The 16,724-nt window shown below is 64.0% G+C and carries 9 protein-coding genes; 5 read left to right on the top strand and 4 right to left on the bottom strand.

The window, feature by feature from the left end; translation table 11 throughout:
- Positions 1–45: 45 nt before the first annotated feature.
- Positions 46–2,979, bottom strand: coding sequence for a bifunctional [glutamate--ammonia ligase]-adenylyl-L-tyrosine phosphorylase/[glutamate--ammonia-ligase] adenylyltransferase (gene glnE, locus ACNFIC_RS10325; protein ID WP_138220411.1), 2,934 nt, complete (start codon positions 2,977–2,979; stop codon positions 46–48).
- 383 nt (positions 2,980–3,362) lie between these two features.
- On the opposite strand from glnE, the gene aceE reads away from it, so the two are divergent.
- From aceE to ACNFIC_RS10300, 5 genes are all read left to right on the top strand, one after another.
- Positions 3,363–6,008 carry a pyruvate dehydrogenase (acetyl-transferring), homodimeric type gene (gene aceE, locus ACNFIC_RS10320; RefSeq protein WP_138220412.1) on the top strand — a complete coding sequence of 882 codons (2,646 nt, stop codon included), beginning with the start codon at positions 3,363–3,365 and terminating at the stop codon, positions 6,006–6,008.
- Between the two features lie 13 nt (positions 6,009–6,021).
- Complete coding sequence (gene aceF, locus ACNFIC_RS10315; protein WP_416780942.1) at positions 6,022–7,659, top strand: dihydrolipoyllysine-residue acetyltransferase; 1,638 nt, start codon at positions 6,022–6,024, stop codon at positions 7,657–7,659.
- 627 nt (positions 7,660–8,286) lie between these two features.
- Positions 8,287–10,980: a putative bifunctional diguanylate cyclase/phosphodiesterase gene (locus ACNFIC_RS10310; RefSeq protein ID WP_138220414.1), complete on the top strand. Its 2,694-nt coding sequence runs from the start codon at positions 8,287–8,289 to the stop codon at positions 10,978–10,980.
- A gap of 169 nt (positions 10,981–11,149) precedes the next feature.
- The gene (gene msrA / locus ACNFIC_RS10305; protein WP_416780941.1) at positions 11,150–11,818 is read left to right on the top strand and encodes a peptide-methionine (S)-S-oxide reductase MsrA; all 669 of its coding nucleotides are present in this window, start codon (positions 11,150–11,152) and stop codon (positions 11,816–11,818) included.
- Positions 11,819–11,821: 3 nt separating this feature from the next.
- Entirely contained in the window at positions 11,822–12,436 is a 615-nt protein-coding gene (locus ACNFIC_RS10300; protein WP_416780940.1) for a glutathione S-transferase, read from the top strand.
- Positions 12,437–12,838: 402 nt separating this feature from the next.
- On the opposite strand, the gene creD is transcribed toward ACNFIC_RS10300, so the two are convergent.
- From creD to creB, 3 genes are all read right to left on the bottom strand, one after another.
- The gene (gene creD / locus ACNFIC_RS10295) at positions 12,839–14,167 is read right to left on the bottom strand and encodes a cell envelope integrity protein CreD (protein WP_138220417.1); all 1,329 of its coding nucleotides are present in this window, start codon (positions 14,165–14,167) and stop codon (positions 12,839–12,841) included.
- 110 nt (positions 14,168–14,277) lie between these two features.
- Complete coding sequence (gene creC / locus ACNFIC_RS10290; protein ID WP_416780939.1) at positions 14,278–15,714, bottom strand: two-component system sensor histidine kinase CreC; 1,437 nt, start codon at positions 15,712–15,714, stop codon at positions 14,278–14,280.
- Positions 15,714–16,394, bottom strand: coding sequence for a two-component system response regulator CreB (creB, locus tag ACNFIC_RS10285; RefSeq protein WP_138220419.1), 681 nt, complete (start codon positions 16,392–16,394; stop codon positions 15,714–15,716). The genes creC and creB overlap by 1 nt, the downstream gene beginning before the upstream one ends.
- Between the last annotated feature and the right edge of the window lie 330 nt (positions 16,395–16,724).

Below are 16,724 nucleotides of genomic sequence, written 5' to 3'. Positions count from 1 at the left end.
GCGGCCTTGTGCCGCGAAAGGGCCGCAAAGCGGCCCCAAAAACGCTCACGTCAACCCCAACTGACCCCAGATCCGCCGCACCTGGCGGCGTTCATCGACGAACTGCGCGGCATCGATCACCCCCGCCTGTTTCTGCAACGCCTGGCGGTGCGAGGCCGAACGGAACGCCTTGTACACCTCGCGCAGCAGCACGGCATCGGCGGCGGGCATCAGTCCGGCCTGCTCAAGCTCTTCGAGCAGGCGGATGTTATCGGTCCAGCGCAGCAGGCTCGGGTGGTCATGGGACCAGGCCAAAGCGGCGTATTGCACCATAAATTCGATATCGACGATACCGCCCGCATCCTGCTTGATGTCGAACGGCTGACCGGCCTCGAAGGCATTGCCAGCAGTGCCTGCGGCAGTCCCCTTAGATCCCAGGTTGTCGCGCATCTTGGCGCGCATTTCGCTCACTTCGACGCGCAGCGTGTCGAGTTCGCGGGGCTTGCCCAGTACCCGCGCGCGTACGCCCTCGAAGGCCTGTGCCACCTGCCCGCAGCCCACCAGCACCCGCGCCCGTACCAGCGCCTGATGCTCCCAGGTCCAGGCCTCGGCTTGCTGGTAGCGCTCGAAAGCGCCCAGCGAGCTGACCAACAACCCCGATGCACCCGAGGGGCGCAGGCGCATGTCCACGTCGTAGAGTTGGCCGGAGTTGGTCTGGGTGGTCAGCAGGTGAATGATGCGCTGGCCCAGGCGGGTGAAGAACTGCGCGCCATCGATGGGTTTGGCGCCATCGGTCTCGGCATTCGGGTCGCCGTCATGGATGAACACCAGGTCCAGGTCCGAGCCATGGCCCAGCTCGATCCCACCGACCTTGCCATAGCCGACGATGATGAAGCCTGGGTCGCACAGGCTGCCGTCGCTGCGCTGCGGCTGGCCGTAGCGGGCTACGGTGTGGCGCCAGGCCAGGGCCAGGACCTGGTCGAGGATCGCCTCGGCCAGCCAGGTCAGGTAGTCGCTGACCTTCATCAACGGCAAGTTGCCGGTGATCTCCGAGGCCGCCACCCGCAGGCTGTGGGCCAGCTTGAAGTGGCGCAGCGCCTCCATCTGCTGCTCCAGATCATCCTCCGGTATCCGCGTCAGACGCTCGCGCAGCTCGGCGGCCAGTTCCGGCGCCAGGGGCGGGCTGAACAGACGGCCTTCGTTGAGCAACTCGTCGAGCAGCAACGGGTATCGTGCGATCTGCTCGGCGATCCACGGGCTGGCGGCGCACAGGGTCAGCAGGCGCCGCAGGGCGCCGGGGTTTTCGGTGAGCAGCACCAGGTACGCGGAGCGGCGGGCCACGGCCTCAACCAGCGGCAATACCCGCTCCAGCACCAAGTCCGGGTTGTCGTGCTCGACGGCCTGGGCCAGCAAGCGTGGAATAAAGGCATCCAGGCGCTCACGACCAATGCGCTGCATCGAACGCAGCGCGGGGCTTGCGCGTAGGGCAGCAAGACGCCGCAACGCTTCGGCGGGCACCTTGAACCCGGCCTCTTCCAGCTGACGGCAAGCGGCCTCTTCGTCCTGGGCCTGCTCCCACAGCGGCGACCACTCGCCGCCGACCACCAGTTCGCCTTCGACCTCATCTTCATCGGGGTCGGCGATCACTTGGCGGAAGTGCCAGTCAATACGTCTGCGCCAGTGCATCAACTGCTCATGGAAGCAGCTCCAGTCGCTAAAACCGAGCATGTAGGCGATGCGCTCACGATCCTGACTGTCGTCTGGCAGCATCTGGGTCTGACGGTCGGCAATGGCCTGGATGGCGTGCTCGGTATAGCGCAGGAACGCGTAGCCCTCGTGCAGCTCGGCGACCACCGCTGGCGGCAGGTAGCCCTGGCCTTCGAGGGTGGCGAGCACCTTGAGCAGCGGGCGCTGTTGCAGGCTCAGGTCGCGCCCGCCGTGAATCAGCTGGAAGGCCTGGGCGATGAACTCCACTTCGCGGATGCCGCCAGCGCCGAGCTTGATGTTGTCGGCCATGCCCTTGCGCCGCACCTCCTGCTGGATCAGCTGCTTCATGCTGCGCAGCGCTTCGATCGCCGAAAAGTCCAGGTAACGCCGATAGACGAACGGACGCAGCATTTCCTGCAACTGCGCACCCGCGACCTGATCGCCCGCCACCACTCGCGCCTTGATCATCGCGTAGCGTTCCCAGTCGCGGCCCTGATCCTGGTAATACTGCTCCAGCGCGTTGAAGCTCAGCACCAACGCACCCGCCGAGCCGTAAGGGCGCAGGCGCATGTCAACGCGGAACACGAAGCCGTCGACGGTCACCGGGTCCAGCGCCTTGATCAGGCGCTGGCCGAGGCGGGTGAAGAATTCCTGGTTGTCCAGCGAGCGCTTGACCCCTTCGGTCTCGCCGCCCTCGGGGAAGGCGAAGATCAGGTCGATGTCCGAGGACAGGTTCAGCTCCCCTGCGCCCAGCTTGCCCATGCCCAGCACCACCATCGCCTGCGGCTGGCCACTGCGCCGGCCAATGGGCGTGCCGAACTGCTGGCAGTGGCGCGGGTACAGCCACAGATACGCTTCGTCGATAGCGGCATCGGCCAGGTCCGACAGGTCGCGACAGGTCTCGCCCAGCGCCGCCTGGCGGGTAATGTCACGCCAGATGATGCGCAACTGCTGGCGGTTGCGCTCGCGGCGCAGGTTGCGCGCCAGTTCGTCCTCGCTCTGCGCAGCCTGGGCCACGGCATTGACCTGCCCGCGCAGCTCGCCGGGGGCGAACGGGCGGTCCATCTGGCCGCTTGCCAGCAGCTCGAACAGCACCGCAGGCTCACGCTGGAGCTGGCCGAGCACGAAATCGCTGGCGGCGCACACCTGGTCGAACTGCTGTTGATGGGCGGCGCTCCACGTGTCCGGGTTCAGTGCAGGTTGCGCGGCGACGGCCTCGCGCAGGAACTGACGGTTACGAGCGACCAGCGGTTGGAGGGCGGCAGGCAGATCGAGCGGCAAAGGCAGGCGCATGGTCTATCCTTGATCGGCGTGAAAGTGAGGGGTTGAATGGGGCAAAACACCGCCGAATGACGGTTGGACTGTCATACAAAAGTTGTAAATAGCTGAAAAAGTCGAATCATTGGCTGAAACCATCAAGAATCACCCGATCACGACACAGCACCAACCAACATGAACGTTTTTCTCCACAACCCGGAGTGCGACCAAACGTCGCATTTGTGTAGTTTTACTACTACCCATGGCGTGTAAAAGCATGAAATGCGAATCCATTTGTAGTAAAACTACACCGCGCCGGATGACTGTCCGGTAATCCAAGAATTCACGACGTCTGCCCATAAGGCCAGTCGCAAACTCAGGCCACCGATTCTGGTGGCCTTTCCGCCCTGGAGCAAGCCATGCAAGACCTCGATCCAATCGAAACCCAGGAATGGCTGGATGCCCTGGAGTCGGTCCTCGACAAAGAAGGCGAAGACCGCGCTCATTACCTGATGACCCGCATGGGCGAGCTGGCCACCCGCAGTGGCTCTCAGCTGCCCTACGCCATCACCACGCCATACCGCAACACGATCCCTGTCACCCACGAAGCACGCATGCCTGGCGACCTGTTCATGGAACGCCGCATTCGCTCGATGGTGCGTTGGAACGCCCTGGCCATGGTCATGCGTACCAACCTGAAAGACTCGGACCTGGGTGGCCACATCTCGAGCTTCGCCTCCAGCGCCACGCTGTACGACATCGGCTTCAACTACTTCTTCCAGGCCCCGACCGAAGAGCACGGCGGCGACCTGATCTTCTTCCAGGGCCACGCCTCGCCAGGCGTCTACGCCCGCGCCTTCATGGAAGGCCGCATCAACGAAGAGCAGATGAACAACTTCCGTCAGGAAGTGGACGGCAATGGCCTGTCCTCGTACCCGCACCCATGGCTGATGCCTGACTTCTGGCAGTTCCCGACCGTTTCGATGGGTCTGGGTCCGATCCAGGCCATCTACCAGGCACGCTTCATGAAGTACCTGGAAGCTCGCGGCTTCATCCCGGCCGGCAAGCAGAAGGTCTGGTGCTTCATGGGCGACGGCGAGTGCGACGAGCCGGAATCCCTGGGCGCAATCGCCCTGGCCGGCCGCGAGAAGCTGGACAACCTGATCTTCGTCATCAACTGCAACCTGCAGCGCCTGGACGGCCCGGTTCGCGGCAACGGCAAGATCATCCAGGAACTCGAAGGCGTGTTCCGTGGCGGTGGCTGGAACGTCAACAAAGTCGTCTGGGGCCGCTTCTGGGACCCACTGCTGGCCAAGGACACCAACGGTGCCCTGCAGCGCCGCATGGACGAAGTCATCGACGGCGAGTACCAGAACTACAAAGCCAAAGACGGCGCGTACGTGCGTGAACACTTCTTCAACACCCCAGAACTCAAGGCCATGGTCGAAGACCTGTCCGACGACGAGATCTGGAAGCTCAACCGTGGCGGTCACGACCCGTACAAGGTGTACGCGGCGTACCACCAGGCGGTGAACCACAAAGAGCAGCCTACCGTCATCCTGGCCAAGACCATCAAGGGTTACGGCACCGGTGCTGGCGAAGCCAAGAACACCGCGCACAACACCAAGAAGGTCGACGTCGACAGCCTGCGTCACTTCCGTGACCGCTTCGATATCCCGGTCAAGGATGCCGACCTCGAGAACCTGCCGTTCTTCAAACCAGAAGAAGGCTCCGCCGAGGCCAAGTACCTGGCCGAGCGCCGCGCTGCCCTGGGCGGTTTCGTGCCTCAGCGCCGTGCCAAGAGCTTCAGCGTGCCGACCCCGCCGCTGGAAACCCTCAAGGCGATCCTCGACGGCTCGGGCGACCGCGAAATTTCCACCACCATGGCCTTCGTGCGCATCCTGGCGCAACTGGTCAAGGACAAGGAAATCGGCCAGCGCATCGTGCCGATCATCCCGGACGAAGCACGTACCTTCGGTATGGAAGGCATGTTCCGTCAGCTGGGCATCTACTCCTCGGTCGGCCAGCTCTACGAGCCAGTCGATAAAGACCAAGTGATGTTCTACCGCGAAGACAAGAAGGGCCAGATCCTCGAAGAAGGCATCAACGAAGCCGGCGCCATGTCGTCGTTCATCGCTGCCGGTACTTCGTACAGCTGCCACAACCAGCCGATGTTGCCGTTCTACATCTTCTACTCGATGTTCGGCTTCCAGCGTATCGGCGACCTGGCCTGGGCCGCTGGCGACAGCCGCACCCGTGGTTTCCTGATCGGCGGTACCGCCGGCCGTACCACCCTGAACGGTGAAGGCCTGCAGCACGAAGACGGTCACAGCCACATGATGGCGGGCACCATCCCGAACTGCCGCACCTACGATCCGACCTACGGCTACGAGCTGGCGGTGATCATTCAGGACGGCATGAAGAAGATGACCGAAGAGCAACAGGACATCTTCTACTACATCACCGTGATGAACGAATCCTACCAGCAGCCAGCCATGCCGGCCGGTGTCGAGGAAGGCATCATCAAGGGCATGTACCTGCTCGAAGAAGACACCCGCGATGCCGCGCACCACGTTCAGCTGATGGGCTCGGGCACCATCCTGCGTGAAGTCCGCGAAGCGGCGAAGATCCTGCGTGAAGAGTTCAACGTCGGTGCCGACGTGTGGAGCGTCACCAGCTTCAACGAACTGCGTCGCGACGGCCTGGCCGTGGAACGCGCCAACCGCCTCAAGCCTGGCCAGAAGCCACAGCAGACCTACGTCGAGCAGTGCCTGAACGGTCGCAAAGGCCCGGTCATCGCCTCCACCGACTACATGAAGCTGTTCGCCGAGCAGATTCGCCAGTGGGTGCCGAGCAAAGAGTTCAAAGTCCTGGGTACCGACGGTTACGGTCGCAGCGACAGCCGCAAGAAGCTGCGTCACTTCTTCGAAGTCGACCGCCACTTCGTCGTGCTGGCTGCCCTGGAAGCCCTGGCTGACCGTGGCGAGATCGAACCCAAGGTTGTGGCTGACGCCATCGTCAAGTTCGGCATCGACCCGGACAAGCGCAACCCACTGGACTGCTGAGGAGTATTTTTAAGTGAGCGAACTCATTCGCGTACCTGACATCGGCAGCGGTGAAGGTGAAATCATCGAGCTGTTCGTCAAGGTCGGTGACCGTATCGAGGCTGACCAAAGCCTGCTGACCCTGGAGTCCGACAAGGCCTCCATGGAGATCCCGGCTCCGAAGGCCGGCGTCATCAAGGAACTGAAGGTCAAGCTGGGCGACCGCCTGAAAGAAGGCGACGAGCTGCTGGTCCTGGAAGCCGAGGGCGCCGCTGCTGCGGCCCCCGAGGCTCCGGCCGCTGCCCCTGCCCCGGCTGCTGCACCGGCACCCGCCGCTGAAGCCGCCGCGGCTCCTGCGCCGGCCGCCGCCCCAGCTGCCGCCGCCGTGCAAGACATCCACGTGCCGGACATCGGCTCGTCGGGCAAGGCCAAGATCATCGAAGTGCTGGTCAAGGTCGGCGATACCGTCGAAGCCGACCAGTCGCTGATCACCCTGGAGTCCGACAAGGCCTCCATGGAGATCCCGTCGCCGGCTACTGGCGTAGTCGAGGAAGTGCTGTGCAAGCTCGAAGACGAAGTCGGCACTGGCGACCTGATCTTCAAGCTGAAAGTCGCTGGCGCCGCGCCGGCTGCCGCACCGGCTCCGGCCGCTGCTGCCCCAGCTGCTGCACCTGCTCCGGCTGCCGCGCCAGCCGCTGCCCCGGCTCCTGCAGCCGCTGCGCCGGTCGCTACCGCACCGGCAGCCGGCAGCAACGCCAAGGTTCACGCAGGCCCAGCCGTGCGTCAGCTGGCCCGTGAATTCGGTGTCGACCTGGGCGCGGTCGCGGCCACTGGCCCGCACGGCCGTATCCTGAAGGAAGACGTGCAGGTTTACGTCAAGGCCATGATGCAGAAGGCCAAGGAAGCCCCGGCCGCTGCCGGTGCGACCGGCGGCGCCGGTATTCCGCCGATCCCTGCCGTGGACTTCAGCAAGTTCGGTGAAGTCGAAGAAGTCGCCCTGACCCGCCTGATGCAGGTCGGTGCCGCCAACCTGCACCGCAGCTGGCTGAACGTGCCGCACGTGACCCAGTTCGACTCCGCCGACATCACCGAGCTGGAAGCCTTCCGCGTCGCGCAGAAGGCGGTGGCGGAAAAGGCTGGCGTCAAGCTGACCGTGCTGCCACTGCTGCTCAAGGCCTGCGCATTCCTGCTCAAGGAACTGCCGGACTTCAACAGCTCGCTGGCGCCAAGCGGCAAGGCTGTGATCCGCAAGAAGTACGTGCACATCGGCTTCGCCGTAGACACTCCGGACGGCCTGCTGGTCCCTGTGATCAAGAACGTCGACCAGAAGAGCCTGCTGCAACTGGCTGCCGAAGCTGCGGCGCTGGCCGAAAAAGCCCGCACCAAGAAGCTCTCGGCAGACGACATGCAGGGCGCTTGCTTCACCATCTCCAGCCTCGGCCACATTGGCGGCACCGGCTTCACGCCGATCGTCAACGCGCCTGAGGTGGCTATCCTGGGCGTCTCCAAGGCGACCATGCAGCCGGTCTGGGATGGCAAGGCCTTCCAGCCCAAGCTGATGCTGCCGCTGTCGCTGTCCTACGATCACCGTGTCATCAACGGTGCTGCCGCCGCGCGCTTCACCAAGCGCCTGGGCGACGTGCTGGGCGACATCCGCACCATGCTGCTGTAACGCTGCACAAGCCGCCCCTACCAGCAGGGGCGGCACTGTTTTCGAGCTGCCACGCTCGTACCTCAACCCCGCCCCTTGGCGGGGCTTTTTTTGCCTCAAGGTTTTATGTGTCCTTGTAGGAGATCACCCAGCCCTTTGGGCTGCGCTGTCGCGCAGAGAACTGATTTCGCAAGCGCTCCGCGTACCCTGTGGGAGCGGCGGTTCGCCGCCCCGACTTGCCCGCGAAGCAGGCGACTCGGTGGATGGCACCGGCTTTGCCGGTGTTCGCGGTGGTCCGGCACTCCGGCAAGCCCGCCCCAACAAATTCCTTCTAAATCAACAAGTTATGTGTAGTTCTATGAGAGCGGCCTTGTGCCGCGAAAGGGCTGCGAAGCAGCCCCAACGATGCTGCATGAGGCTATGGCCCTGGGGCCGCTGCGCGCCCCTTTCCGGCCGGTCCGGCGCCCCGGCAAGGCCGCTCCTACAAAAGGCGCGTAATCCTATGCAGGACCTACAGATTTCACCCTGCGAGCCGACAACCTGTTCACAGCATCCTTCATGGCCGCTTGCCAGCCTTCGGGACATGATGCAACCTTGCCCAACGCGCCGCGATCCGCCGCGCACCTGCCTTGTTCAAGCGAGTCTTCGATGAAAAGCCAACCCGATGCCGCCAGCCGTGTGGCGGCCGAGGTCGTCACGCAGCTCCCCGTGCCTTCGCGGCTCGGCATGCTGCGCTTCGAACGGCTGAACGAAGCCTGCTGGACCCTGCTCTACCTGGACCCGGCCTGCGAGCGCCAATTCGGCCTGCCCGCTGCCGACCTGTGCGCCCTGATCGACGCACCCTTCGCCAGCCTGATGGAACCCGAGGCACGCTATCGGCTGCACGACGAAATCCAGCAGCAACTCGCCCAACGCAGTCATTACCGGGTGCGCTATACCCTGCACTGCGGCCCGGAGCCAGTCCGCCTGCTCGAAGTCGGCGAAAGCTACAAGCAGCACAACCGCCAACTGCTGCGCGGCTACCTGACGGTGCTGGACGACCAGCCCCTGGACAGCAACGACCCCGACGCCAACGATCTGGAGTCGCGCAACAATCGCCTGCAACTGGCCCTGCAACTGAACCAGCGCGCCCAGCAGGAACAGTTCGAGCACCTCGAGCGCGTACGTGCCCAGCAGGACCTGATTCTGCGCCTGGCTCGCCAACGCTACAGCGTGAACAACTCGCTGCTCGAAGCCGCCGAACTGATCACCCAGAGCGCTTGTGAGATCTACAGCGTCGACTGCGCCAGCATCTGGTACCTGCACGACCAGCGGCTCGAACCGATCAGCGCCTGGTATCGCCTCGAACAGCAGCACCGCTTGCCCCAGGCCATCGACGCCAGCCGCTTCCCCAGCTATCTCGAAGCCCTGCACGCCAGTCGCGCCATCGACGCCCACAACGCCAGCCACGATCCGCGCACCCGCGAAATGGCCGAGCTGCTGCACGGCGACAACGAAAGCGCCATGCTCGACGCCAGTATCCGCATCGACGGCCAGGTCGTCGGCGTGCTGTGCCTGGAACAAAACGGCATGCCACGGGCCTGGCAGTCCGACGAGATCGCCTTTGCCGGCGAGTTGGCCGACCAGTTCGCCCAGGTCATCAACAACCACAACCGGCGCACCGCAGCCAGCGCCCTGCACCTGTTCCAACGTGCCGTGGAGCAGAGTGCCAGCGCCTTTTTGCTGGTAAATCGCGACGGCGTGGTGGAGTACGTCAACCCAAGCTTCACCGCGATCACCCAATACAGCACCGACGAAGTCCAAGGCCATCACTTGGCCGAGCTGCCAGCGCTGGCGAACCTCAGCGAGCTGCTGTTCGACTCGCCGTCGAGCCTGGCCATGGGCAACAGCTGGCAAGGCGAGTTCAAGAGCCGACGCAAGAACCTCGAACCCTATTGGGGGCAGCTGTCGATCTCCAAGGTGTACGGCGATAACCGCGAGCTGACGCATTACATCGGCATCTACGAAGACATCACCCAGACCAAGCTCGCACAACAGCGCATCGAACGCCTGGCCTACACCGACAACCTGACCAACCTGGGCAACCGCCCTGCGTTCATCCGCAGCCTCGACGAACGCTTCGCCCGCGATGACGCAAGCCCGATTTGCCTGCTGCTGGTGGACATCGACAACTTCAAGCGGATCAACGACAGCCTCGGCCACCAAACCGGTGACAAGCTGTTGATCAGCTTGGCCCGGCGCCTGCGCAACAGCCTCAACAGCAGCGGTAGCCTGGCACGCTTTGCCAGCAACGAGTTCGCCGTGCTGCTGGATGACACCCACCTCGAAGACGGCCAGGACATCGCCCACCAGTTGTTGCGCACCCTCGACAAACCCATGTTCGTCGACAACCAGCTGATCAACGTCACCGCCTCCGTGGGCCTGGCCTACGCGCCGCTGCACGGCAGCGACCCGGCCACCCTGATGAAGAACGCAGGCCTGGCCCTGCACAAGGCCAAGGCCAACGGCAAGCATCAGGTACAGGTGTTCACCGAGGTGCTCAACGCCGAAGCCAGCTACAAGCTGTTCGTCGAGAACAACCTGCGCCGCGCCCTGACCCAGAACGAACTGGAAGTCTTCTACCAGCCCAAGCTGTGCCTGCGCAGCGGTCGCCTGCTGGGCCTTGAAGCGCTGCTGCGCTGGAACCACCCCGAGCGCGGCATGATCCGCCCCGACCAGTTCATCAGCGTGGCCGAAGAGACCGGCCTGATCATCCCCATCGGCAAGTGGGTGGTGCGCCAAGCCTGCCGCATGAGCCAACAGCTGCGCGAGGACGGCCTGGGCAACCTGCACGTGGCCATCAACCTGTCGCCCAAGCAGTTCTCCGACCCCGAGCTGGTTGGCTCGATCGGCAGCATCCTCAAGGAGGAAGCGCTGCCGCCACACCTGCTGGAACTGGAGCTGACCGAGGGCCTGCTACTCGAAGCCCGCGAGGACACCCATCGCCAGCTCGACGAACTCAAGGCCCTGGGCCTGACCCTGGCGATGGACGACTTCGGCACCGGTTACTCATCGCTGAGCTACCTGAAGAAGTTTCCGATCGACATCATCAAGATCGACCGCAGCTTCATCAACGAGATCCCCGACAACCAGGACGACATGGAAATCACCTCGGCGGTGGTGGCCATGGCCCACAACCTCAAGCTCAAGGTGGTCGCCGAAGGTATCGAGACCCCCGCGCAATTGGCCTTCCTGCGCCGCCACCGCTGCGACGTCGGCCAGGGCTACCTGTTCGACCGTCCCATTCCCGGGCGCGAACTGAGCGAAAAGCTGCGCCGCTACCCACGTGGCCCACTGGCCTGACAGCGGCGTAAAGCTCGGGCACTATAGAGGCCATTCGGGACCCTTCGCGGGCAAGCCCGCGCCCACAGGAAGAAGCACTGCACTTGAGGGCAGCGATGACCCTGTGGGAGCGGGCTTGCCCGCGAAGAAGTCCACACCTATCGCACTGAAAAACACAGAGGAAGCGGCCATGGTCCTGCGTTCGGAAATCCTGGTGAACAAAAACGTCATGCCCACTGCGGAGCAGGCCCTGCCTGGCCGCGAAACCCCGATGAGCCTGCCTGAGTTCCACTACGTATTCGAAGGCACGCCGCTGCTCGGCCCATTCTTCGAAGGCAACATCGACTTCGCCATTTTCGGCCTGGGCTGCTTCTGGGGCGCCGAGCGCCGCTTCTGGCAGCGTGAGGGCGTGGTCAGCACCGTGGTCGGCTATGCCGGTGGCTTCACCCCGAATCCCACTTACGAAGAGGTCTGCTCGGGCCTGACCGGTCACACCGAAGTGGTCCTGGTGGTATTCGACAAGGACCGGGTCAGCTATCACGAGCTGCTGACGATGTTCTGGGAGCTGCACAACCCGACCCAGGGCATGCGCCAGGGCAACGACATCGGCACCCAGTACCGCTCGGCAATCTACTGCACCTCGCCGCAGCAACTGGAAGAGGCCAAGGCCAGCCGCGACGCCTTCCAGGCCGAGTTGAACAAGGCCGGTTTCGGCCAGATCACCACCGAGATCGACCAGGCGCCGACCGTGTACTTCGCCGAGGCCTACCACCAGCAGTACCTGGCCAAGAACCCGAACGGTTACTGCGGCATCGGCGGCACCGGTGTTTGCCTGCCACCTAGCCTGCAAGGTAACTGAGCGATGATCCTGTTCCATTCGCCCTTGTCGCCGTTCGTGCGCAAGGTGATGGTGGTGTTGCACGAGACTTGCCAGCTTGAGCGGGTCACGTTGCAGCCGGTGAATATCAGCCCGGTCAGCGGCGACGAGCAGCTCAACCACGGCAACCCGATCGGCAAGATCCCGGCCCTGCGCCTGGACGACGGCGTTGTGCTGCACGATAGCCGAGTGATCTGCGAGTACCTCGACAGCCAGCACGTCGGCAACCCGCTGCTGCCGCGCGAAGGCTCGGCGCGCTGGCGTCGGCTGACCCTGGCCTCGCAGGCCGATGCGATCATGGATGCCGCCGTCGGCACCCGCTACGAAACCTTCCTGCGCCCGGCTGACAAGCAATGGGACGACTGGGTTCAGGCACAGAGCGAAAAGATCCGCCGTAGCCTGGCCAACCTGGAGCAGGAGCACCTGGCAGAGCTGGCCTCGGGCTTCGACCTTGCCGCCATCGGTGTGGCCTGCGCGCTGGGCTACCTGGACCTGCGCCAGCCGGCGTTTGGATGGCGTGAACGCCAGCCGGGGCTGGCAGCGTGGTATGCCGAGGTGAGCCAGCGGCCGTCGATGCTGGCAACCAACCCGGCCACCTGACCGCGCCACGCCTTCCTGTAGGAGATCACCCAGCCCTTTGGGCTGCGCTGTCGCGCAGAGAACTGATTTCGCAAGCGCTCCGCGTACCCTGTGGGAGCGGGCTTGCCCGCGAAGCAGGCGACTCGGTGTATGGCACCGGCTTCGCCGGTGTTCGCGGGCAAGCCCGCTCCCACAGATTCCTTCTAAATCAACAAGTTATGTGTAGTTCTATGAGAGCGGCCTCGTGCCGCGAAAGGGCCGCATAGCGGCCCCAGCTGTTTCAGCTTTTGCGCTAAAAACCTGGGGCCGCTGCGCGGCCCTTTCGCGGCGCAAGGCCGCTCCTACAAAAGCCTCACCTCGGTCTTGCCGGAAACAACTGGCCGATTCTCAGGGCCAACCATCGCCCGATCTCACGATCCTCCCTCATACCCCTCTCCCCACCCGCGACCAGTCCAGCCGGCGGGTCAGCACCATGAACACACCGAGCAGCCCGAAGCACAGCAGCGAGCCCATCAGCAACGCGTAATCCTCAGCGCTGAGCAATCCGTAGAGCATGCCGTACAGCGCCGCCAGCCCCGCCGCGAAACCCACCCCGCGCCCCAGACTGCGCAGCACGTGACACAGGTAGAAGCCGATCAACAGCACGCAGGCCGAAGCCGATATGCCATACGCCAGGCCAAAGCCCAGGTGCTCGGACAACGACAGCAACAGCAGGTAGAAAAACGCCAGGGCCACGCCCACCAGGATGTACTGCACCGGATGCACGCACAGGTGCTTCAATACCTCGAACAGGAAGAAGCCAGCGAAGGTCAGGGCAATGAACAGCAGCGCGTACTTGATCGCCCGCTCGCTCTTGAGGTACTGGTCCACCGGGTCGACGAAGCTCACGCCAAAACTCGGATCGGTGAACGCCGCGCAACGCTCGACCGTCGTGCACTTGCGCAGGGCCTCCTCCAGGTTGGTGGCGAAGAACGAGGTCTGCCAGTGGGCACTGAAGCCCTTGTCGTCGATGGCCCGACGCGTGGGCAGGAAGTTGCCGACGAAGCTTGGGTGCGGCCAGTTGGCGCGCATGTCCACGGTGCTGGTGCGCCCCACCGGCAACACGTACAACTGGCCGGTACCTTGCAACGCGAGGTCGAAGCTGTAGCTGAACGCGCGGGCCTGCTGAACATCGAGCGAGGCCAGCGCCACGCGGACTCCGCCTGGCATCCAGTCCAGGCCCGTGCCGGCCTCGAAGGCCAAGCGCTGCTCGTTCAGGCTCAGCTCCAGGTTGTTCTCGATACCGCGGATGTCGCTGATGCCGACCACCAGGTACGGCTTGTCGAAACGGTAGTCGTCGTAATCCTTGTCGATTCCCCAGCGCTCAGGCAGCGTGAAGCGGCCACTGATACGGCTCTTGGCGTGGAACAAGCGGGCTTGGTAGATGCCGCGTGCGCGCAGTTCGGTTTCGACGCCGACATCGGCCTGGAAGGTTTCTGGGAGAAAGTACAGGTTACCGGTGACCGTGGTGGTTTCCTGGGTGCTGTGCCCGTCCTTATCGATCCAGCGGCGCTCGTACTTGCGATACGGCACCACCACCAGCGGGCCGCTGATCTGCTGGGCGAAGGCCGAACTGCGCGCGATATCTTGCAGCACTACGTCACGCAGGCGCTGACGCTCATCGATCAGGCCGCCGATCATCAAGAGTGGAATGAGTAGCAGCAGGATGAGCACGGCGATGATGCCGAGCTTGAATCCGAGGGTTTTGTTCATGGGTAAGGCTCCGTTTGCGATGAGGGCAGTGTCTGCCCGCTGCATGGAGCCTTCGAGGTGGGTGTGTGGGATTTGTGTGGAGAATCAGCCGCGCAGGCGCGCCCGTATGCTCATGAGCCTAACCGCCGTGCCGGCAGCCACAACCTGACGCGCCCCCCACCCTCGACGTTATCCACCGCCAGCGTCCCGCCATGCAGCTGCATCACCTCGGCGACAAAATTCAGTCCAAGCCCCGTACTCTTGCGCCCAGTGCCGGGCCTTGGCAGCGAATAGAACCGCTCGCTGAGCCGCCCAAGGGCGTACTCGGGGATCGCCTGGCCCTGGTTGAACAGGCTCAGCGCCACCCGCTCGCCCTCACGCTCCAGCTCGAACAGCAGCTTCCCTCCGGGCGGGGTGAAATCCAGCGCGTTGTCCAGCAGATTGGCCAGCGCCTGGCGCATCAGGAAGGGGTCGCAGCGCAACGAGGTACCCGCCGCGATGCGCTGGTTTACCTGCAATCCAGCGCCGTGGATGCGCGCGGCCTGAGCCAGCAGCAACTCATCCACCAGCCCCGCCAGCGCCACCTGCTGCTCGTCCTCCAGCGCCTGCATCTGCTCGACCCGGGCAAGGTCCAGCAGGCGCTCAATCATCTGTTGCAAGCGCTCGCTCTCGCGCTCGATATTGCCGGCGAAACGCGCCCGCTGCTCGGTCGGCATCTCGCCTTGAAGCAGCTCGCTGGCCCCGCGAATGGCCGCCAACGGGCTCTTCAGCTCATGGGTGAGGGTATGCACGTATCGCTCAACGTAGGCCTTGCCCTCCAGTTGCGTGCGCATGCGCTCCACCGCCTTGGCCAAGTGCGCCAGTTCACCTCCCTTGTAGTAGGGCACCGCAGCCCGCTCACCCTCGCTGACCGCCTGGGCATAGCGCGCCAGCCGGCGCAGCGAGCGCACCAGCCACCACGACAACCCGGCACCGACCAACAGACCCAGGCCGATCAAGCCCAGACCCAGCGTCAGCAGACGCTGTTCGGAGCGGTCGATGTAGGGCTGCAAAGAGCGGTTGGGCTTGGCCACCGTCACCACACCGATGATCTGCCCATCGTCGAGGATCGGCGCCGCCACGTGCATCACCGAGGTGCTCTCGTCATCCGCCACGCTGCGGGTGGAGCGCGCGCCGTACCGGCCACGCAGGGTCAGGTAGACGTCGTTCCACTTCGAATAGTCCTGGCCCAGGTCCTGCCCGCTGGAGTCCAGCAGCACGATGCCGTGGGCATCGGTGACGTAGATACGGTGGCTGACCTCGGTCTTGGCCAGGCCCCAGATCTGTGCACCAGGGCTGCGCAGGCCGTAGGCCTTGAGCACCTCGGGCAAGCGGCTTTGCCCCAGCGTGCCGTGCTTGACGTCATCGTGGAGGATTTCAGCCAGCAGGTTGGCGGTGTCCACCAGGGTCTCTTCCGAGGACTGACGCACCACCGGGCGGATTTGCTCGCGCACGGTGTTGAGCAAGAAGTAACCGGCCAGCCCGACGAACAGGAAGTACACCAGAAAGATACGGATGCCCAGGCGCATCAGGCGTGTTCCGGGCTGTAGCTGTAGCCCAGGCCGCGATGAGTCTGGATCGGCTCGGCGTCAGCAGCGACCTGGCGCAGCTTGGCGCGCAGGCTCTTGATGTGGCTGTCGATGGTACGCTCGTAGCCCACATCCGAGGCCACGCCCAGGCCATCGAGCAGTTGCTCGCGGCTGAACACCCGGCGCGGTTGCTCCAGCAGGCATTGCAGCAGGCGGAACTCGTGCCGGGTGAGGGTCAGCGCCTGGCCTTGGTAGCGGATGCGCATCGCCAGGGTGTCGAGCTGGAACGGCGATGACTCACCAGCCGGCTCGGGGCGTGGCGCCATGCGCTTGAGGATGGCGCGCACCCGCGCAGCCACCTCGCGCGGACTGAACGGCTTGACCACATAGTCATCGGCACCGATCTCAAGTCCCAGGACGCGGTCGATCTCAGCGTCCCGAGCACTGAGGAACATCACCGGCACCTCGCTGAAACGGCGCAGTTGGCGGCAGGTCTCGAAGCCGCTGATATCCGGCAGACCGATATCCAGAATCACCAGATCTGCGGGGCGCAGGCGCTGCTGTTCGACGGCAGCACTGCCCAGGCTCACCCAATCGGTGCTGTGACCGTCGGCCTGCAGGGCGTAGACCAGGGTGTCGGCGATGGAAGATTCGTCTTCGACGATGAGGATATGGGGCATGGCATCCGGCCTTGCAGGAGCAAAGCTGGATTTTCAGGGGGATTCGACAAAGGTGGCAAGCAGCGCGCTGCGCGCGGTGTTACCCAGCGCTGTGCCCTCAAACAAAACACGCCACGCACAAGGCGCACCATTTAAGTGCGCATAGCCAAAATAACGCCTCTTAAGGGTGCGTTTTCTCCACGCGCCCTCCGCATAGATGCCCGTAAACGCCCCCTTTTATCCCGCACTCGCCATTTTCGGGCACTGGCATGCAATTTGCTCCCTTGTGAGGCAGGTAAGCTTGGCCGACTATCCGCGCCCGGCGACACCCTTTTTCCAGGGCAGCGTTCT

The sequence above is a fragment of the Pseudomonas sp. NY15463 genome, assembly GCF_048068415.1.
GTDB classification, from domain to species: Bacteria; Pseudomonadota; Gammaproteobacteria; order Pseudomonadales; family Pseudomonadaceae; genus Aquipseudomonas; species Aquipseudomonas mosselii_C.
The sequence above is the reverse complement of the archived record's forward strand: the minus strand, read 5'-3'. Positions and strand labels throughout refer to the sequence as shown.